16 protein-coding genes are annotated in these 17,781 nt (G+C 40.4%); 3 read left to right on the top strand and 13 right to left on the bottom strand.

The features are described from left to right. Positions 1-164: 164 nt before the first annotated feature. Positions 165-1,139, top strand: a complete 975-nt coding sequence (locus tag JCM15074_RS18910; protein WP_025823343.1) for an MBL fold metallo-hydrolase — start codon at positions 165-167, stop codon at positions 1,137-1,139. 64 nt (positions 1,140-1,203) lie between these two features. On the opposite strand, the gene JCM15074_RS18905 is transcribed toward JCM15074_RS18910, so the two are convergent. From JCM15074_RS18905 to JCM15074_RS18885, 5 genes are all read right to left on the bottom strand, one after another. After that, on the bottom strand, positions 1,204-3,357 hold the full coding sequence (locus JCM15074_RS18905; RefSeq protein ID WP_025823342.1) for a prolyl oligopeptidase family serine peptidase: 2,154 nt from the start codon (positions 3,355-3,357) through the stop codon (positions 1,204-1,206). 78 nt (positions 3,358-3,435) lie between these two features. Continuing rightward, on the bottom strand, positions 3,436-4,119 hold the full coding sequence (locus JCM15074_RS18900) for a hypothetical protein (protein ID WP_025823341.1): 684 nt from the start codon (positions 4,117-4,119) through the stop codon (positions 3,436-3,438). Between the two features lie 373 nt (positions 4,120-4,492). Continuing rightward, positions 4,493-5,986 carry an NAD(P)H-hydrate dehydratase gene (locus JCM15074_RS18895; RefSeq protein WP_234400290.1) on the bottom strand — a complete coding sequence of 498 codons (1,494 nt, stop codon included), beginning with the start codon at positions 5,984-5,986 and terminating at the stop codon, positions 4,493-4,495. 147 nt (positions 5,987-6,133) lie between these two features. Further along, complete coding sequence (locus JCM15074_RS18890; protein ID WP_025823339.1) at positions 6,134-7,435, bottom strand: NAD(P)/FAD-dependent oxidoreductase; 1,302 nt, start codon at positions 7,433-7,435, stop codon at positions 6,134-6,136. A gap of 467 nt (positions 7,436-7,902) precedes the next feature. Next, positions 7,903-11,145, bottom strand: a complete 3,243-nt coding sequence (locus JCM15074_RS18885) for a S41 family peptidase (protein ID WP_025823338.1) — start codon at positions 11,143-11,145, stop codon at positions 7,903-7,905. A gap of 211 nt (positions 11,146-11,356) precedes the next feature. On the opposite strand from JCM15074_RS18885, the gene JCM15074_RS18880 reads away from it, so the two are divergent. Next, entirely contained in the window at positions 11,357-11,761 is a 405-nt protein-coding gene (locus JCM15074_RS18880; RefSeq protein ID WP_025823336.1) for an NUDIX hydrolase, read from the top strand. A gap of 22 nt (positions 11,762-11,783) precedes the next feature. Here JCM15074_RS18880 and JCM15074_RS18875 read toward each other — a convergent pair whose 3' ends face one another. Continuing rightward, the gene (locus JCM15074_RS18875) at positions 11,784-12,047 is read right to left on the bottom strand and encodes a DUF4282 domain-containing protein (RefSeq protein ID WP_025823334.1); all 264 of its coding nucleotides are present in this window, start codon (positions 12,045-12,047) and stop codon (positions 11,784-11,786) included. A gap of 227 nt (positions 12,048-12,274) precedes the next feature. Beyond that, a complete protein-coding gene (locus tag JCM15074_RS18870; RefSeq protein WP_025823332.1) occupies positions 12,275-12,811 on the bottom strand; it encodes a protein tyrosine phosphatase family protein in 537 nt (178 codons plus the stop codon). Between the two features lie 248 nt (positions 12,812-13,059). Here JCM15074_RS18870 and JCM15074_RS18865 point away from each other — a divergent pair, with 248 nt between their 5' ends. After that, positions 13,060-13,317, top strand: a complete 258-nt coding sequence (locus JCM15074_RS18865; RefSeq protein ID WP_025823330.1) for a Rho-binding antiterminator — start codon at positions 13,060-13,062, stop codon at positions 13,315-13,317. Positions 13,318-13,326: 9 nt separating this feature from the next. Here JCM15074_RS18865 and pseI read toward each other — a convergent pair whose 3' ends face one another. The 6 genes from pseI to pseC are packed head-to-tail and all read right to left on the bottom strand — an operon-like array spanning position 13,327 to position 17,774. Beyond that, entirely contained in the window at positions 13,327-14,394 is a 1,068-nt protein-coding gene (gene pseI, locus JCM15074_RS18860) for a pseudaminic acid synthase (protein ID WP_025823328.1), read from the bottom strand. Next, positions 14,391-14,843 (bottom strand): GNAT family N-acetyltransferase, encoded by a 453-nt coding sequence (locus tag JCM15074_RS18855; RefSeq protein WP_025823325.1) that lies wholly within the window; start codon positions 14,841-14,843, stop codon positions 14,391-14,393. The genes pseI and JCM15074_RS18855 overlap by 4 nt, the downstream gene beginning before the upstream one ends. 24 nt (positions 14,844-14,867) lie before the next feature. After that, positions 14,868-15,239, bottom strand: a complete 372-nt coding sequence (locus tag JCM15074_RS23850; RefSeq protein ID WP_051536963.1) for a hypothetical protein — start codon at positions 15,237-15,239, stop codon at positions 14,868-14,870. Next, positions 15,236-15,922, bottom strand: a complete 687-nt coding sequence (gene pseG, locus JCM15074_RS23095) for a UDP-2,4-diacetamido-2,4,6-trideoxy-beta-L-altropyranose hydrolase (protein WP_051536962.1) — start codon at positions 15,920-15,922, stop codon at positions 15,236-15,238. The genes JCM15074_RS23850 and pseG overlap by 4 nt, the downstream gene beginning before the upstream one ends. Then, the gene (pseF, locus tag JCM15074_RS18845; RefSeq protein ID WP_025823323.1) at positions 15,919-16,611 is read right to left on the bottom strand and encodes a pseudaminic acid cytidylyltransferase; all 693 of its coding nucleotides are present in this window, start codon (positions 16,609-16,611) and stop codon (positions 15,919-15,921) included. The genes pseG and pseF overlap by 4 nt, the downstream gene beginning before the upstream one ends. Beyond that, positions 16,608-17,774: a UDP-4-amino-4,6-dideoxy-N-acetyl-beta-L-altrosamine transaminase gene (gene pseC / locus JCM15074_RS18840; RefSeq protein WP_025823321.1), complete on the bottom strand. Its 1,167-nt coding sequence runs from the start codon at positions 17,772-17,774 to the stop codon at positions 16,608-16,610. The genes pseF and pseC overlap by 4 nt, the downstream gene beginning before the upstream one ends. Positions 17,775-17,781 lie beyond the last annotated feature (7 nt).

The following is a 17,781-nucleotide window of genomic DNA, read 5'->3' as shown; positions in this document are numbered from 1 at the left end:
TTTGTTTTACTTTATAAAAACTTCGATTGTTCTATTTATTGAAACAGAGAGTTATCTCTATCCATATATATTTCAAAACTATCTTCATGATAGGTTGCAAGCTTAGCAATATCTAAATTACCCGTTACCCAATAAACAACTAAAAGACGAATTAAGGATATTATATGAAGATCTTATCAAGTTTAGGGCTATTATCTGCTGCCTGTATTTTTATGAGTATCAATAGTTATGCTCAAGAACCTATTTGGGATGGTAATAAAGTCGAGCTTGTCACTAAAAAACTTAATGATGGTGTATTTGCCTATTACCAAAAAAATTCCGAGTCATTAGAGCAGCAAGGGATCCCACTCGCAACCAGTGGTGGCTTTATCGTTGGAGATAAAGGCGTCGTTATGATTGATACCATGCTCAATAAACGATTACATATGCAAGCAAGAGCATTCATCAAACAAACCACAGACAAACCGATCATCTATGCGGTCAATACCAGTTTTCATGGCGACCATGCCTATGGCAATATGTATCTGCCTACATCTACTTTAGTTATCCAACACCAGCACACTAAAGACTATATTGATCAACACTTTGAAGCAGATACTCAATTTATGATTGATAATTTTGGAAAAAATCGAGGTATTGAAGAGATTGTCGCTGATACTGGCGATATTCTGGTCGCTAAAGACAGCAAGCTTACCTTAGATTTAGGTGACCGAAATGTCGATATTATTGATTTTGGCTTTGCTCAAACAGGAGGAGATTTGTTTGTTTGGGATCCATCAGCGAAAGTGTTATGGACTGGTAATCCAATCATTACAGTTAAACCGTCACTACCTTGGTTATTAGATGGTCATCTCATTGAAACCTTAGCAACCTTAAAACGTATTTATGCATTTTTACCGATTGATGCCCAAATCGTTCCTGGACATGGCTCAGTTATGCAACGAAAAGACATCCTTTGGCATATTCAATATCTTGAGGCTGTTAAAACGCAAGTTCAACAAGCAATTGACGATGGATTAACCTTAGAGCAAACGGTTGAAAAAGTGAAAATGCCTGAATATTCTGGTTATGTATTATTTAATTGGGTACATCCAAGCTTAAATATTCCAGCGGCGTATCGCGATTTAACGAAAAAATAATCACCCGTAAAAAATAGTAACAAGAAACAAAACGCCACTCATCTTATGAGTGGCGTTGTTATTACTACAGCTGTTTCACACCCATATTGAATAGGGTAAAACCGTAGATATCTGCGTACTGCTCAATAATCTTACTGGTTGGTGTTCCAGCCCCATGACCCGCATTAGTTTCAATACGAATCAATGTTGGATTAGGACCTGTTTGCTTAGCTTGTAACTCGGCTGCAAATTTAAATGAATGTGCTGGTACTACGCGGTCATCATGATCGCCCGTTGTCACCATTGTTGCGGGGTATTGCACACCCGCTTTTACATTTTGCACCGGTGAATAGTTGAGTAGATATTCAAACATCTCTTTACTTTGCTCAGCTGTACCATAGTCATACGCCCAACCTGCACCAGCCGTAAAAGTGTGATAACGCAACATATCAAGTACGCCTACCGCGGGTAATGCCACTTTAAACAGTTCTGGTCGCTGAGTCATTACCGCGCCGACCAACAAACCACCATTAGAGCCACCATTAACGGCAAGCTTACCTGTTGAAGTGTAATCTTCATCAATTAGGTATTCTGCAGCGGCAATAAAGTCATCAAATACATTTTGCTTTTGCATTTGAGTGCCTGCTTTATGCCACTCCTTACCGTATTCACCACCGCCACGTAGATTCGCAACGGCATAAATTCCCCCTTGCTCTAACCACGCAGCTCGCGTTGGGCTAAACGTTGGCGTCAAGCTGATATTAAAGCCACCATAACCATATAAAATGGTTGGATTAGTGCCATCAAGCTTAATGCCTTTTTTGTAGGTAATAATCATCGGCACTTTAGTGCCATCTTTTGAGGTGTAGAATACTTGCTTAGAGTCGTATTCATCGGGATTAAAATCAGCCGCTGATTTGCGGTAAGTTTCACTTTTACCTGAATCAACATCTAAACTGAAAATCGTACCGGGTGTTTTATAGTTGGTAAATGAGTAATAAACCGTTTTATCTTTTGACTTACCATCAAAACCTGATGCGGTGCCGACACCGGGTAATTTAATCTCACGAATGAGTTTACCCTTCATGTCATACTGCTCAACCTTAGAAATAGCATCGACCATATAGCTAGCAAATAGATATCCGCCTGCCGTTGCAACACTTAACACATTGTCAGTTTCAGGGATTACATCAACCCAATGTTCTGGCGTTGGCTGCTTTGCATTCACTTTAACAACACGCTTATTAGGTGCATTTAAGTTAGTAACAAAGTAGAGTTCATCACCTTGATTATCAATTAAGTAAGTATCTGAATGAGTATCGCCTAAAATCTCAACCAATGGACTATTAGGCGTATTCAAGTCTTTTAAATAAAGCTTATTGCCAGAGGTTGATACACTGGCAGAAATGAGCAAATAACGGCCGTCATCAGTCACCGAACCACCTACATAACGATGCTTTTGTGCATCAGTGCCACCAAAGATAACTTTATCATCTTGCTGCGCAGTCCCTAACTTATGATAATAAAGTTTATGTTGATCCGTTTTAGCAGAAAGCTCACTGCCCTTGGGTTTATCATAACTTGAATAAAAGAAACCATCATTTCCTACCCACTCAAGGCCACTAAACTTAATATCAACTAAGGTTTTTTCTATCGGTTTTAGGGTTTCAGTATCGATAATGATCACTTTACGCCAATCACTACCACCTTCTGATATTTGATAAGCGGCTAAGCTTCCATCTTTAGAAAAGCTCAATCCCGCTAATGAGGTGGTGCCATCTTCACTAAATTTATTCGGGTCTAAAAAGACTTCAGGCGCGTTATCGCCCAATTGACGATACACTACGTATTGATTTTGAAGGCCATCATTTTTATAAAAATAGCGGTATTTACCTTCATTAAACGGCGCCCCTACTTTTTCATAATTCATTAATTTAGTTAGGCTTTTTTTGAGCTTATCTAAGTATGGGATCTGCGCTAAATAATTTTCAGTCACTTGATTTTGAGCGGTTACCCATGCTGCGGTTTCTGCGCTCATATCATCTTCTAACCAGCGGTATGGATCCGCTACTTCAGTCCCAAAATAGGTATCGATGACTTTTTGCTGTTGACTAATAGGGTATATGATTGAATTACTTGTCGAGGTCATTAATTGGGTTTCACTTGCGCTATGATGAGACTTTTCAGCACAACCTGCCAATGCAGCCAATACTGAAAGTGCTAGAACCTTTTTTATCATTATATTCACCTTCCTTTAGTTGTTGGCGAATACGTTAAAACAGGCTTACTGCTATTGTCTAGTGATTGAGCAATAAAATTAGTACTTCACTTGCTCTGTATCACGAATGATTTGATGCAGCTGAGCGGCTAAAGGCAATTCTTGACTAGCATAATTACCATCTATGGCTGCAGTACCAATAGTAAAACCAGCCGCACCGGCATTGACTAAGGCATTAATTTGCGACGGAGAAGAAATAGATCCAGCCATAATGACTGGCTTTTCAGTCGCCTGACATACTTTCTGCATTAATAGCGGTACATTCTCATTAAAGCGATAAGCTAATAGATCTAATCCCGTTACGCCCTCTTTTACCGCGATATCCCGCGCACTGGTAATAATCTCATCAATGGAGCCAGTCAATACACTAGGATGACCCACAACCACACCTGGAAACGGATAAAATTGAATATCCGTACCGATTAGCTCCGCTAAAATAGCATCAATATGAGTGCCACCAAGTAACACATCAATGCCAATATTTTTGGCGACTCTAGCTGACTCAACTTGACTATCCTCGCTTAACGACACGACCTCTAAATAACTGGTTGCACCATTGACTCTAATCATATTATTAAGCTGCTTTAGCCGCTCAACAGGTAAACCGATATTTTTAAATCCTATATGTTTTACCCCAGCAGATATTGCCGTTAAAATATGCGCGTCTGCATCTTCAACGGTTTTATCGTCTTTAGTTAGCATAAAGATAAATTGTATTGTCATTGCAGTCTCCTTTGAGCCGCATCAAGTGTAGGGGAATAATACTCATCATTATGTTCCAGTATTACTTAGCCTAAACTTGAGCCTCAAAATAAATATGCAATAGTTTGATACATTTCAATAAATAAAACATTGAGCCTTTATTTTATTTATTTTTATAGACAATTAACGCATTATGGCTGTTTTTAACAAACTAGCGAGGTTAATACAAAGATATCAAGTGTAAAATGCCAACCAAATAATTGACATAAATAATATAATTATCACTTTATTATATAGCTCAGATTAATAAACGAGTATATTATTTATATTAGCTAAAATATAAATAATACACTCAATTTAATAATGCCTAATATAAGCATTAACTCAACAATAATTACCCAAGTAGTCGTCGTAACGGTAATAATAGATCACTTGCTAATAAGCCTAATTGCCCCTCTTTAGCAGCCTCTTCTCCCGCTAAACCATGGATATAAACCGCCAGACAGCTGGCATCAAATAATGACAATCCTTGAGCAATCAACGCCCCTGTAATGCCTGTTAATAGATCGCCCATTCCCGCACTTGCCATCGCGCCGCAGCCTGAATGATTGATATTAAGCTGCTGCTGATTAGCAATTAATGAACCCGGCCCTTTTAATACAATCGTTGCTTGATACTGGCTCACTAATGCTTGTATCGCCGCCAATCTGTCTTGTTCAATTTGGGTATTACTGCAATTAAGTAACCGCCCAGCCTCGCCACTGTGCGGCGTTAACACCGCCTTAGATAAATCAAATGGTGTTGGTGTTTGCGCTAATAGATTAAGTGCATCAGCATCAATAACCATCGGCAATTGATTAGCCATTAATACATGTTCAAAAATAGATTTGGCCCATATTGATTGCCCAAGCCCCGGCCCTAATACAATACAAGTCGCGCGACTGATCAGCTCATCAAGCTGAGTCACTTGGCTAATACCGTGTACCATTAATTCATAACGGCCTTGTAGTACTGCTTGTACGTTATCTGGATGAGTTGCCACCGTCACTAAGCCTGCACCAGCACGCAAACCTGCCTCTGCCGCTAATCTAGCTGCACCGCCCATGCCTTGACCGCCGCCAATAACCAATAAATGACCACACTGATTTTTATAACTCGCCAGTTGCCGTTGTGGCCTCAGCACTAATAATTGCTGCGCACTCATATACTCGGCCAACGGGCTGACTAATTGATTAAAATGCTGATCAACACCTAGCCCATCAAAATAGAGTTGCCCTACATATTGACGTGCTTTACCTGTTAATAATCCCGCTTTCAAACCAATAAAACTTAAACAAGCATCCGCACAAAATGCACCAGCGGAGACTTCCCCAGTATTGGCGTTCACACCTGATGGCACATCAATGCTCAGCCGCTTCACGCTCGCTTGATTAACTTTCTCAATTAGCTGCTGATAATGGCTTGGTAATTGACCATGGAAACCCGCACCAAACAGTGCATCAATAATAACGTCGTAATCCGTTAATATGGGTACGTGTACACTGTAACTGCCACCTTGCTGTTGATAATGCGTAAATGCTGCAAGGGCATCACCTTGCAGTAATAACGGATCTTCAACGCAATGCACCGTCACTGACGCGACTTTAAGTAAGGCGCTCGCTACCACAAAACCATCACCGGCATTATTGCCCTTGCCCGTCAGCACTAGATAACGTTTATCATCACCATAGAGATCCATTAATAACTGAAATACAGCCATTCCCGCGCGATTCATGAGCTCAGATAAGCTCAGTTGCGCTTGAGTCGCTGCCATTAATTCATTTGCCAACACTTGTTTAGCGCTATAAACAACTTGAGGTAATTGCGGAGTCGTTGGTAAGTTCATCATATTGTGCCAACTAGATTATTTTATTCATCGTACTCTTATTTTAAGCTTACCCCCTAGTATTTATCCGTTCTGTGCTAACAATAACGCATAAAAAAACGGAGCTGCATCCGCAAGCTCCGTTGAGTTTTATAATCGACGAAAGTGTAATTAATGTAGCTTTAAATGCGGGTGAATAATGCGACCAATACCCTTAGCTAACATTAACAACGTACCTCTGAATACACCGTGAATTTCAATTAAGTGACGACGGTATAGTGAGGTATATACCAAGCGCGCAATTCGACCTTCAACACGGACACCACCGCCCATAAATGACATCAAATTACCGACAGTATGGAACTTTGATAAATTTACCAATGAACCTAAATCTTTATAAACATAGTTATGCTTTGGCGCTTCGCCTTTTAGCATCAACATAATATTATCAGCCGTCATCAATGCCGTTTGACGGGCAGATTGACCACGTGGCGGCACCCATTCACCATTAGGTTGTGGGCAAGCTGCACAATCACCAATTGCAAAAATATGATCATCTAACGTGGTTTGCATATTCTGCTTCACCATCACCTGATTAATACGATTGCTTTCTAAGCCACCAATATTATTCAGAAAATCTGGCGCTTTAATGCCTGTTGACCAGATCACCATATCAGATGGAATAACGGTACCGTCGTCAGTGGTTAACCCCGCTTTGTCGACTTTGACAATACGTGTATTAGTCATCACATTAACGCCAATTTTTGTCAGCTCGCGTGCAACCGATTCTGAAATTTTAGGCTTTTCAACTTTCGGTAAAATACGGTCGTCAGCTTCAATTAGGGTAACATCAAGTAGGCTGGCATCAATCTTATAACCAAAGCCACGTAGCTGCTGTACTGCGTGATGCATTTCAGCTGACATCTCAACCCCAGTTGCACCCGCACCAACCACAGCAATTTTAATTTGATCTTCTAACTGATCGTTGCTCGCATAACGCATAAACTTATTCAGTAAACGCTCACGAATTGCCATCGCATCTTCAGTACTATCAAGGAATACGCAATGCTCTTTTACACCTTCAATACCAAAGTCATTAGCAATACTACCAATCGCAATCACAAGGTAATCGTAATCAATTTTGCGCTCTGGTAATAACTCTCGACCATTGTCATCATTGATTGGAGCAAGCACCACTTGCTTATTCTCACGATCAAGACCAATCATTGCACCTTGTTGAAAGTGATAGCCATTACCCGCCGCATGGCTACGGTAATTTAACGCATCAGTCCCCGTATCTAATGCACCTGTTGCAACTTCATGCAATAACGGCTTCCAAATATGGTAACTGGCACGATCAATCAAGGTCACTTTCGCTAACCCTTTTTTACCGACTTTTTTACCCAGTTTAGTTGCGATCTCCATACCACCAGCGCCGCCGCCGACAATCACAATATTGGCTTGTTTTTGCATTAACTTAGATATTCCCAAATAAATAGAACTTAAATATAAAAATAAAATAACCTATAGTTTTGTATCACCAACCATAATGAGCATAACGAAGTCAGCCTTGTCGCCATATAAATGACCAAAGCTATAGATTATTAAACGTAATTTTATTACCACATGATTTTAGCATTATGTTTATTGCACAACAATTAGCCTCAAGCTTGCATTAGCCATAATAAACTATAGATAACCAACTGTTTTAAAATGGATTATTAATCAACTCAATATGTAAAACTGTTTTAATTAATTTATTAACTGTGATAAAAAGCACAATTAGCATTAGCTTTTATTAATTAAGTGAATACAAATTAATGTAGCATAAGAAATAAATTTACTACGTAATAGATACTTATATTAACGAATAAAATAGCCGACTAATTAAGTCGGCCATTATTAAACTTCAGCTCTATCGAATAATAAATCTCTGAGTCTTATTTAACATCATCAGCAATTGGCGCTGTCATCGGTTGTTTTATTAACTTGGGTATCGGCGCTTGTTGTAATTCATCTTGTAAATAGCTGATAGCACGTTGCAATTGGGCATCTTGTCCCATATAGGTAGCATGCGGTAAATTATCTACCTCAATATCTGGACTGACACCGCGACCTTCTACTATCCAGCGGCCATCCATTGCATATTGTGGGAATTCGGCCACTCGTGCCATCCCTTTATCCGTTAAGGAATTACGTCCAGAAAGCCATACGCCAGCGCCAGCTGTCTGTTTACCAATTAATGGTGCTAACCCTAATGCTTTTACCCCAGCTGCAAACGTTTCACCATCTGAGTAGGTCACTTGATCAGTTAACACCACTAAATGACCGCGGAAAGTTTGTTGCATGTTGGTATAAGCCGTACCTCGGGTTGGTTGCCAAAATGCCCATGCTTTTCGAAGTAGCTTTTCAATAATCCAGCTATCAATATTACCGCCACGATTACGGCGAACATCAATAATTAAGCCGTCTTTTTCATAATTGGTATAAAAATTACGGGCAAAATTGGCAATATCATTCGCGCCCATGGCATAGAGATGGATATAACCGATATTGCCCTCACTTGCTTTGGTCACTTTATCTTGATTGTTTTGTACCCAATCTAAATAACTCAACTTATTATCAACACTCGGGCTTACAGGCTTAACGATGGTATCTAATTTTTCACCGTTACGCTCAAGGGTCAATAACACTTGCTTACCCTGTTGATTACGCAGCAAATTGTAAACGTCAGCAATGTTAGTCACAGGCTTACGATTGAGTTCAATAATCAGATCACCATTTTCGGCATTAACACCAGGATGAGCTAACGGCGAAGCTTGCTCGGGGATCTCACTGTCATACTGATAAATATGTGCGACCTGTACACCCGCTGATGTTTGCACTAGCCGCGCCCCTAAACTGGCAGCTTTAGCTTGATTGATATCTTTAGCAAGATCGCCACCACGCACTTGGCTATGTAACGAGTTAAGCTCGCCCATCATCTGTTTAAATAGATCGTTTAACTCATGTCTATCAGTAACACGATCCACCAATGGCTGATATTTAGCTTTAACAGCCTGCCAATCTAAGCCGCGCATATTGGCATCAAAAAACGAATCTCGATGCATCAACCACGCATCTTCAAACATCTGTTGCCATTCTTGTTTTGGATCTAACAGCAATTGCCACTGCTCAGTATTGACCTTGGCCTCACTTAAATCGGCAGGCAGCTTATTGGCGGTGGCAATAATCAATAACTCACTCGGTTTTGACTGCTTACGCAGCAACATTTTGTCATTCTTATCCGATAGTTGATAATCACTGATATCATCAGCAACCAGCTCAGCCTTAACGCCTTGCGGGCTAATTTCAACCACTTTCAATGCCGTTTTTTTAGCTTGAGTATCTAATAAATAGAGCGCTTTATCGGTCACTGACAGCTGACTGTAATTGGCCGGAGCTAATGGCACCTGCCATAAGCGTTGGTTTACATTGTGCCAATCAACCTCGGTCGCGTCCTTAACTTCAGCTTGAGTTAATAGCTCATTTGGCGCTTGAAATGGGAATTGCGCTTGGTTAGTTAATGCTAATGCAAAAACTTGAGTACGATTATCAAATACCGGTCCCATATTACGATCGCCCCAAGGCGATGACGGCGTTGCTTTAAAGTGACGATTTGATAAGAAGTAAAGCCAATGACCATCAGGACTAAAACTTGGCGAGAATGACTCATACTTATCCGTCGTTAAACTTTGTTGTTTATTATCGGTAACTGACACTAAAACTATTTGCGGTCGCTGTTTACCAAGTTCTGCTTTCGTTAACGCGATATATTGGCTATTGGACGACCACACTACATCTTGATACGGCCCTAGGCCTTCGCCATTTTTGACCAGTAATTTATTGCTGTTCTTGGTTAAATCAAATAACCACACATTGCCTACATAATCATCATGGGCCAAGTAACGACCATCAGGTGACAGGTGTAAATTCATCCGCAAGCTATTGCCGTTTTTCGTTAACTGCTTCGCCTGTTGACGTCCATCAGCCGCAAACTGCCAAATTTCCTGCTCGCCACTGGCATCACTAATGGCATAAACCCACTTGCCATCAGTACTTAATACTGCGCTGCGTAAACGACTGTCTGTCGGAGAAGCAATTTCGACTAAGCGAGAGCCATCATGGCCAACGACCGCCACTTTACTGCGCGCCGTAATCACGGCTTTATCGCCTTGGCTTGATAAATTAACCGACGTTGCATAATCCAATGGCTGATTGACCCATTTAGGCCGAGTTTGTGCAAAGTCAGACAGCAGTGCAATATTAGCCTGCATCGCATTATTGCTGGCTAAGTCTAATAGATGAATATCGGCGCCAAGCTGGTAAACAATGCGGCCATTGTCCATACGTGCACTGCTAATTGCCCAATCTTGATATTGAGTATGTTGCTTGAGATCCTTGCCTGCAGTGGTCATTGACCAGATATTATCAGCACCACTCTGGTCGCTAATAAAATACAATCGTTGTTGCCATAGCATAGGCTGACGCATCGAGCCTTGGTGATCATTGGCTAATTGCTGCGCTTCTTGATTAGTGGCTAAATCATAACGCCATAATTGCCCTTTAGTACCACCACGGTAAACCCGACTATTATCGCCTGTCACTTGTAAACCAAAGCGACTAAAGAAAATGGTTTCGCCGTCCGCACTCACCACACCTTCATTGGCATCAGCAAGGGCAATATCACGGCTGGTTAAACTAATAGGATCAACACTGCGTAGCACCCAATTTGATGGGCCAACGCCATTATTGCTGGCATAGAGTACTTGGCCGTCTGGGGTCCAACCTTGCACTTTCACTTGTGCATGTTCAAAGCTAACACGCTTGGCTTCACCACCTGCCATTGGCATCACATAAACTTCTGTCGTGCCATCATAATTAGCTTCAAATGCAATCCAGTTACCATCTGCGGAAATGGCCGCACCAGTTTCTAACGCTGGCAAACTGGTCAATCTTGATGCTTGGGCACTGGAGAGAGACTGTTTCCATAAATCACCTTCAGCAGTAAAAATTAGCGTTTGTTGATGCAATGCAGGGGAGCGAAAGTAACCACGAACTTCATTAGCGTCAGCAGTACTCGCATAAACTGAGTGACTGCCTAATGCTAATATACAAGCCATCACGGATTGACGTAATTTCATGATAATCCATATCCTTTTGTTGTTATTTTTTGTTGTTATATTTATTTGGCGGTAACGTTATCAAAAAATAAACAATCACACACCAAATAACCATCAAAACATACGGATTCCTGCTCGATTAAGTGATTTCAGCGTTCTCCCTATTTTTTTCAAGCTTTTTAATGATAGTGTTGAATATCTACAGATTACGACTACTAGCCAAGGGAACAAGATGCTAATACATCCATGCGTGTCATTTATTATCGTCAAAGACAATTGTATTTTGTTGGAGCATCGCAGCCTGAACAAAGCAACCGATGCGGGCGCAATCGCGATTCCTGGCGGACATATTGAAACCGATGAATGTCATATCACTGCATTGAGACGAGAAGTCAAAGAAGAGCTGGACATTGAGATAACCCAGCAGCATTACTTATGTTCGCTCTATCACCCTAGTGGTGAACTGCAATTGCTGCATTATTACGTGGTGAATCAGTGGCAAGGCGAGATTAAATCATTAGAAGCAGACAGTGTGAATTGGTATCCATTAACGCCTGACTCGGCGCAACTAGAAGCTGATAAACTGGCAATTAGTGAATATTTACGGGTCAATCATATCTTGAGTATTAATGAGTAATACTCAAGATATCTGAATATGATTAATCGTTATGCTTATCAGCAATCGCTTTAAGATTATCGTTAATCTTAAATAATACGATCATTAATTCACACCAGATACGTGCGCCCACAGCAGACGCTAGTGCAATCGCAATACCATAAACAAATGACCCAAAAGTCAAACCTTCATAACCGGCAAACATTGCTGTAACGCCGCCAATCACCGAAGCCAATAATAATAACCAATATACAAATGTAATGATTTTTGGGGTTAACATTGAATCGAAGAAAAAGATGCTTTTCACTGAAATATCCTATTAGATTAAAGAATTGGTTATTATCTAACGTTAAGTAAACTGATTTAGATTCAGTGAATTATATGGATTTATAGATTAAATAAAGTGATCAGATTAACATTTACCTTTTAACTGAGACAAAATGTATCAGTTAGTTATTAGCGAAAAAAAGCCTTAACACAAAAGTTAAGGCCCTCAATCACCACTGAATAATATTAAATCATCAGATATCTGCGTTAATTATAACGCTGTTTAACCTGCTCAATCAGCTGCTGCCATTGTGGATACTGTTTTAAGCTTTGGTTCAAATCACCCCATGGTTGCATGGTCTTTTGCATACTCGATAATGGGTTTTTCCCCAATTGAGTCACCTCATAAAGATGATAAAACGCTGACGCACGGTAATTTGCTAAACAGTGAATAAGGATATTCTTGCCTTGATGAGTCTGCATCGCATCAAAGAACTGATTCACATTTTCTAGGGTTGGATTCTGCCAATCTACCGGAATATAGATGTACTCCATACCCGCTTGCTGCACCAACTGTGCCTCATTGTTATATTCTTTATTGGTCGCATTTGGCATCAGGTTAATCACCACATTCACACCTGATTCCGCTAATTTTTTAATTTGTTCTGGTGTTGGTAAACCAGAGGTAATGACTCGATTATCGTTTTGCTGCACTGCCCGAATTTGTTGTAAAGGTTCAGGAACATTCGCCGCATGGATTATTGGAGAAAATACTAACATTGACGCAAACAGTAATTTTTTCATATACGGCCTCTTATCCTAAATGATTCACAGATATACATATAGACAGTTTGATAATGCGGATAATTATCAGTTCAATTGAGTTATCTGTTTTGTGATCTATTCCTAATATAATCATCTACTGCCAAGATAAATCACCAAAATAACTACTAGCTCACATGTTTAAATCCACTAGCTTGAACAAGCTCACACTTGCATCTCACTGAAATAAGCGTAATTTAATCGAATAATATCAAATACAGGAACACAAGATGATTAGCTGTGACAGACATGACTATATTGAGATAGCCTGCTTATATCGACTCCATATTGAATTAAGCTTACTCGACGGCAGTAAAATAGAAGGCATCGCCAACACGACCATCACTAAAACCGTTGCTGGCGCTAAGCAGGAATATTTAATTTTAGGTGTTAACGGTGAGGCCCATGAAGTGGCGCTTGAGCAGATAAAAACCATGAGGGCTATTGAAACTAACCCCCATTTTGATGTTATTCAGATCCAAGCGTAATTGCTGCTGTTATTCTGGCACAGTAGAAGTAGATATATGCGACCAATTTAAAGCTGTACCATAGCCAATATCAGTCAAAGCGACCTGACCAATAACTTGATTTAAATATTTTGGAGCCAATCCAAAACCGGGACGAATGCTCTTAATATTATCGTTCGTTAAGACTTCGCCTTGTTTAATCTTTTTTACCACATATAGCGAGCGTCTAAATTTAATATTTCCCAGTTCAGCATCTGTTTTATGGTAATTCACTTGCCCCAGAGCTTGCCATGCTGTTTTTGCATCTTGGCAAAGTCGCTTTAATTCATCAGGTTCAATTGAAAAACTATCATCCGGGCCACCAGCACTGCGATCTAAGGTTACATGTTTCTCAATAACGTTCGCCCCCAAGACCACGGATGCAACTGCAGTCGCATTATCGATAGTGTGATCTGAAAGCCCTGTTAAGACCTCAAAACGCTGTGCCATATCAGCAATAGTACGTAGATTATATTGTGCTGCAGGTGCTGGATAACCACTGACGCAATGCAATATCACTAGCTGTTCACAGCCATTTTCATAAGCAACATCAATTGCCTCTTTAATCTCAAGCTCATTCGCCATACCTGTAGACATGATCATTGGCTTGCCGGTTTGCGCTACCCGTGCAATTAAGCCGTGATCCACTAACTCAAATGAAGCGATTTTATAAGCAGGAGCGTCTAGCTCTTCAAGTAAATCAACTGCAGTAAAATCAAAAGGTGAACTAAATATTGTTATCCCAACTTGTTTGGCTTTTTCAAATAACGGCTGATGCCATTCCCAAGGCATATGGGCTTGTTGATATAACTGATAAAGTGATTGTCCATCCCATAACCCACCTTTAATTTGAAACTCATCAGTATCGCAATCAAGCGTAATCGTCTTATGTGTATAAGTTTGTAGCTTTATTGCATCAGCGCCAGCAGCCTTCGCTAATTCAATAATCTGCAACGCTCGATTTAAATCACCATTATGATTCGCTGATAGTTCAGCAATAATATAGGGTGGATAATCAGGGCCAATTTTACGACCATCAATTTCGATATACTTCACTATATTCCCTTATTTATTGGCTCTCGAATAAAACTTTGTTCCGATTCCTTTATAAAGTTAGCTTTCATAAATAATTGTTGTGATGCAGTATTCTCTGCTAGCACCTCTGCTTTTAAGGTAAATTCAGGGAATAACCTCTCCAAAGTAGTTAAAGCTTTTAGTGCATAGCCTTTACCATACTGCATAGGGTCGATATAAATAGAGACTAAATAGTACATTGCTTCAATATGGTCTAATCTCACCACCCCAACTGCGCAAGTCAAAGCTTCAATAATATAAAAATAATCAGTCTCACTCTGTAACTTTTGTCGCATCCAGCTGAGATGTTCAGGCCAACGAGGAATATCCGCCGTCAACGCAAAACGACGTGTATTAGGGTGACACTGCCATTGATAAACTAAAGCAATATCTTGAGTCGTCGCTAACCTTAATCCAAAGTCAATATCATTCATTTCATCTCCTTTGAAATACCCAATTTATCGCAATAATAAAATTGTTTCAGCAACTCGCTTGGCACCTAACCCATCCACGTCATAACCTTTTGATAGAGAAATTGTCGACCACTCTTTACACAGACGGATTAACTCTTGTTGGTAGGTTACTGTAGTAATATCTTGAGCCTCACCAAGAAACGTTATTAACCCCTGCTGAGCTAAGTAATTTGCAGAAGCTTTTTGATTATCAGCAACAACAACTAAAGAACTTGGCACATTAAGGCAAAAACGCTCCCATGTCGTACTTCCTGCAGCACCAATGCCATATTTTGCAGTTGCTAGCTCGGTATCAAACTCAGTTAAGCAGCTATAACAAGCAATAAATGGCTGTTGAAACTCACTTACCTTAGTCATATCCAATGAACTACCACGCCAGTAACAACTACTAATTTAAAAGGTAAATCAATAAACGTAGCTGCCGCCCGTAAAAGCTTTAAGCACTCTCCTGTAGGATCTGTGCCGCCAAAAAAGGCAATCACTTTATTTTGCTTATCAGGAGCATTGGCCCGTAATTGCTGAAAAGAGGCTCGTAATAAAGCATACTTCGGACCAATGAGCTGCATAGTCTCTCTGCAGAGCCACTGTCGATAGCGTAATTGTGGATTTGGCCATAAGTTTTGATCAAGTAATACATCACAATCATGATATCGATTAGCTAGATCGTCAATAATCACTAGTTTTACATCCAATACTTGCGAGACCTGACGCTGCCACAAACGATCAATCGCATAGTGATCAACAACCACAACATCTAATGCTAACTTCAATGCTAAATCAACAAATTGCATGGCATCATCTTGCTGACTTGAACCAAGCCAAGCCAAATAGCCTTGACCTAAGTAATCATCATCTACCGACATACCATAAACACTAAACCCCTGAGCCATAATATAGTCATTCAAATGACCTTGATGCATCTTTACGATAAAAACAACGTGGCAACCTAACTTAGCTAATACCTGCGCCAATACTAAACAACGCATCACATGCCCAGTACCGATCTCAGTCGATGCATCTACCCTAAATGCAATTCTCATGATTGCGATGCTATTACTTGAAACATGGCCTCAGCTAACGCCCAATCTTCTAGAGTATCAATATCCTGTACATATTTACGCGGCAAAATAACGGCTTTAGAGCGACGGTCAAAAATAGGCCGAGCATTCGCAAACGCATCAACGCGTCCCCAATAAAATTGACCCGCATCATGAAATGCCTCGACTAAATCCTGCGATCGTGTATTTGCATGTTCAGGAGAAAACATGGCTATACCTTGTTGTTTATCTATGGTTATCGCGCGTTGTATAGGGAAAGAGAAACTGGTGGCACTAAAAACATAATCAACAGCTTCTTGTTGTAAAATAGTTAAGCCCTGCTGTAAAAAATGTGCTTGTAGTAATGGCGCAGTAGCATAAATACAGCAAACAGAATCCACATCAATACCTGCGGCATCACACCAAGAAAGAGTATGTTGTATCACATCCATCGTAGTCGCATAATCATCAGCAATATTTTCAGGCCGAATAAAAGGTACCTCAGCACCGTAAGACCTAGCAACTTCGGCAATCTCAGGGTCATCTGTCGATACCATAATTCGCTCGAAACAACCTGATTGTTTAGCCGCTTCAATTGAATAAGCGATTAACGGTTTACCGTGAAATAGCTTAATATTTTTACGTGGGATACGTTTACTGCCGCCTCGCGCAGGAATAATGGCAATATTCACAATTGCATCTCCAAGATTTGCGCTAACTGTGCAATCACTTCATCTTGTTGTTGTTCACTCATACCATGATACAAAGGCAGTGAAATAGCCTCTAGATAATATTGCTCAGCCAAGGGGAAATCCCCTTGTTTAAACCCTAGCATCTGATAATACGGCTGAGTATGAACAGGAATATAATGTAGATTAACGCCAATCCCCGCAGATCTCAGTCGACTAAATACCTGCTTTTGGCTCAATACTATTTGAGGTAATTGCAAACGAATAACAAACAGATGCCAAGCTGATTTTGATAATGCTGATTGGCTTGGCAATTGTATAGGTAATGACTCAAGACAACTTAAATAACGTATAGCGAGTTGTTGTCGTTGCTTAATAAATGTCGACAAACGTTGTAATTGTGAGACACCTAACGCGGCCTGTAATTCGGTCATTCGATAATTAAAACCTAACTCCACCTGTTGATAGTACCAATCACCATCAGCCTCATGAGTCATTAGATCGGGATCTCGCGTAATTCCATGACTTCGAAGTAATGCCATTTTTTCGGCGAGTTCAGGCTGATTCGTTAGCACTGCACCACCTTCAGCCGTAGTCACTATTTTTACAGGATGAAAACTAAATACCGTGATATCGGAAAACTGGCAATTCCCAACAGGCTGACCTTGATAATATGCGCCAATGGCGTGAGAGGCATCTTCAATAATGCGAAAACCATACTCAACGGATAACTCATGTATAGCTTGCATATCACAAGGCTGACCACACAGATGCACAGGGATAACGACTTTAGGTAATGTCCCCTGCAATTTAGCTTGTTTGAGTTTTTGTTCCAGCTTAACGGGACACAGATTATATGTATTCGGATCTATATCGACAAAATCCACTTGTGCACCACAATACAGAGCACAATTTGCCGATGCAACAAAGGTAATTGGCGTAGTCCATAACCAGTCACCTTTGCCAAGTTCAAGAGCTAAACATGCAATATGCAACGCCGATGTAGCACTATTAACTGCTAGCGCATATTCAGCACCTGTGGAGTGCATTAACCCTTGTTCAAACAATGGTACCTGAGGACCTTGGGTTAAGAAGTCAGACTGCAGTACTTGCACAACAGCATCAATATCTTGCTGATTAATATTCTGTTTGCCATAAGGGATCACATATCAC

The organism is Shewanella marina JCM 15074, assembly GCF_000614975.1.
GTDB lineage: Bacteria > Pseudomonadota > Gammaproteobacteria > Enterobacterales > Shewanellaceae > Shewanella > Shewanella marina.
The sequence above is the reverse complement of the archived record's forward strand: the minus strand, read 5'-3'. Positions and strand labels throughout refer to the sequence as shown.

Excerpts from the sequence above, each read along its gene's own strand:
- JCM15074_RS18880 (WP_025823336.1), top strand. The coding sequence starts at position 11,357 with ATGCTAATACATCCATGCGTGTCATTTATTATCGTCAAAGACAATTGT.
- JCM15074_RS18910 (WP_025823343.1), top strand. The coding sequence starts at position 165 with ATGAAGATCTTATCAAGTTTAGGGCTATTATCTGCTGCCTGTATTTTT.
- JCM15074_RS18855 (WP_025823325.1), bottom strand. The coding sequence starts at position 14,843 with ATGAATGATATTGACTTTGGATTAAGGTTAGCGACGACTCAAGATATT.
- JCM15074_RS18900 (WP_025823341.1), bottom strand. The coding sequence starts at position 4,119 with ATGACAATACAATTTATCTTTATGCTAACTAAAGACGATAAAACCGTT.
- pseG (WP_051536962.1), bottom strand. The coding sequence starts at position 15,922 with ATGAGAATTGCATTTAGGGTAGATGCATCGACTGAGATCGGTACTGGG.
- JCM15074_RS18905 (WP_025823342.1), bottom strand. The coding sequence starts at position 3,357 with ATGATAAAAAAGGTTCTAGCACTTTCAGTATTGGCTGCATTGGCAGGT.
- JCM15074_RS18895 (WP_234400290.1), bottom strand. The coding sequence starts at position 5,986 with ATGATGAACTTACCAACGACTCCGCAATTACCTCAAGTTGTTTATAGC.
- JCM15074_RS18870 (WP_025823332.1), bottom strand. The coding sequence starts at position 12,811 with ATGAAAAAATTACTGTTTGCGTCAATGTTAGTATTTTCTCCAATAATC.
- JCM15074_RS18890 (WP_025823339.1), bottom strand. The coding sequence starts at position 7,435 with ATGCAAAAACAAGCCAATATTGTGATTGTCGGCGGCGGCGCTGGTGGT.
- JCM15074_RS18885 (WP_025823338.1), bottom strand. The coding sequence starts at position 11,145 with ATGAAATTACGTCAATCCGTGATGGCTTGTATATTAGCATTAGGCAGT.
- JCM15074_RS23850 (WP_051536963.1), bottom strand. The coding sequence starts at position 15,239 with ATGACTAAGGTAAGTGAGTTTCAACAGCCATTTATTGCTTGTTATAGC.
- JCM15074_RS18865 (WP_025823330.1), top strand. The coding sequence starts at position 13,060 with ATGATTAGCTGTGACAGACATGACTATATTGAGATAGCCTGCTTATAT.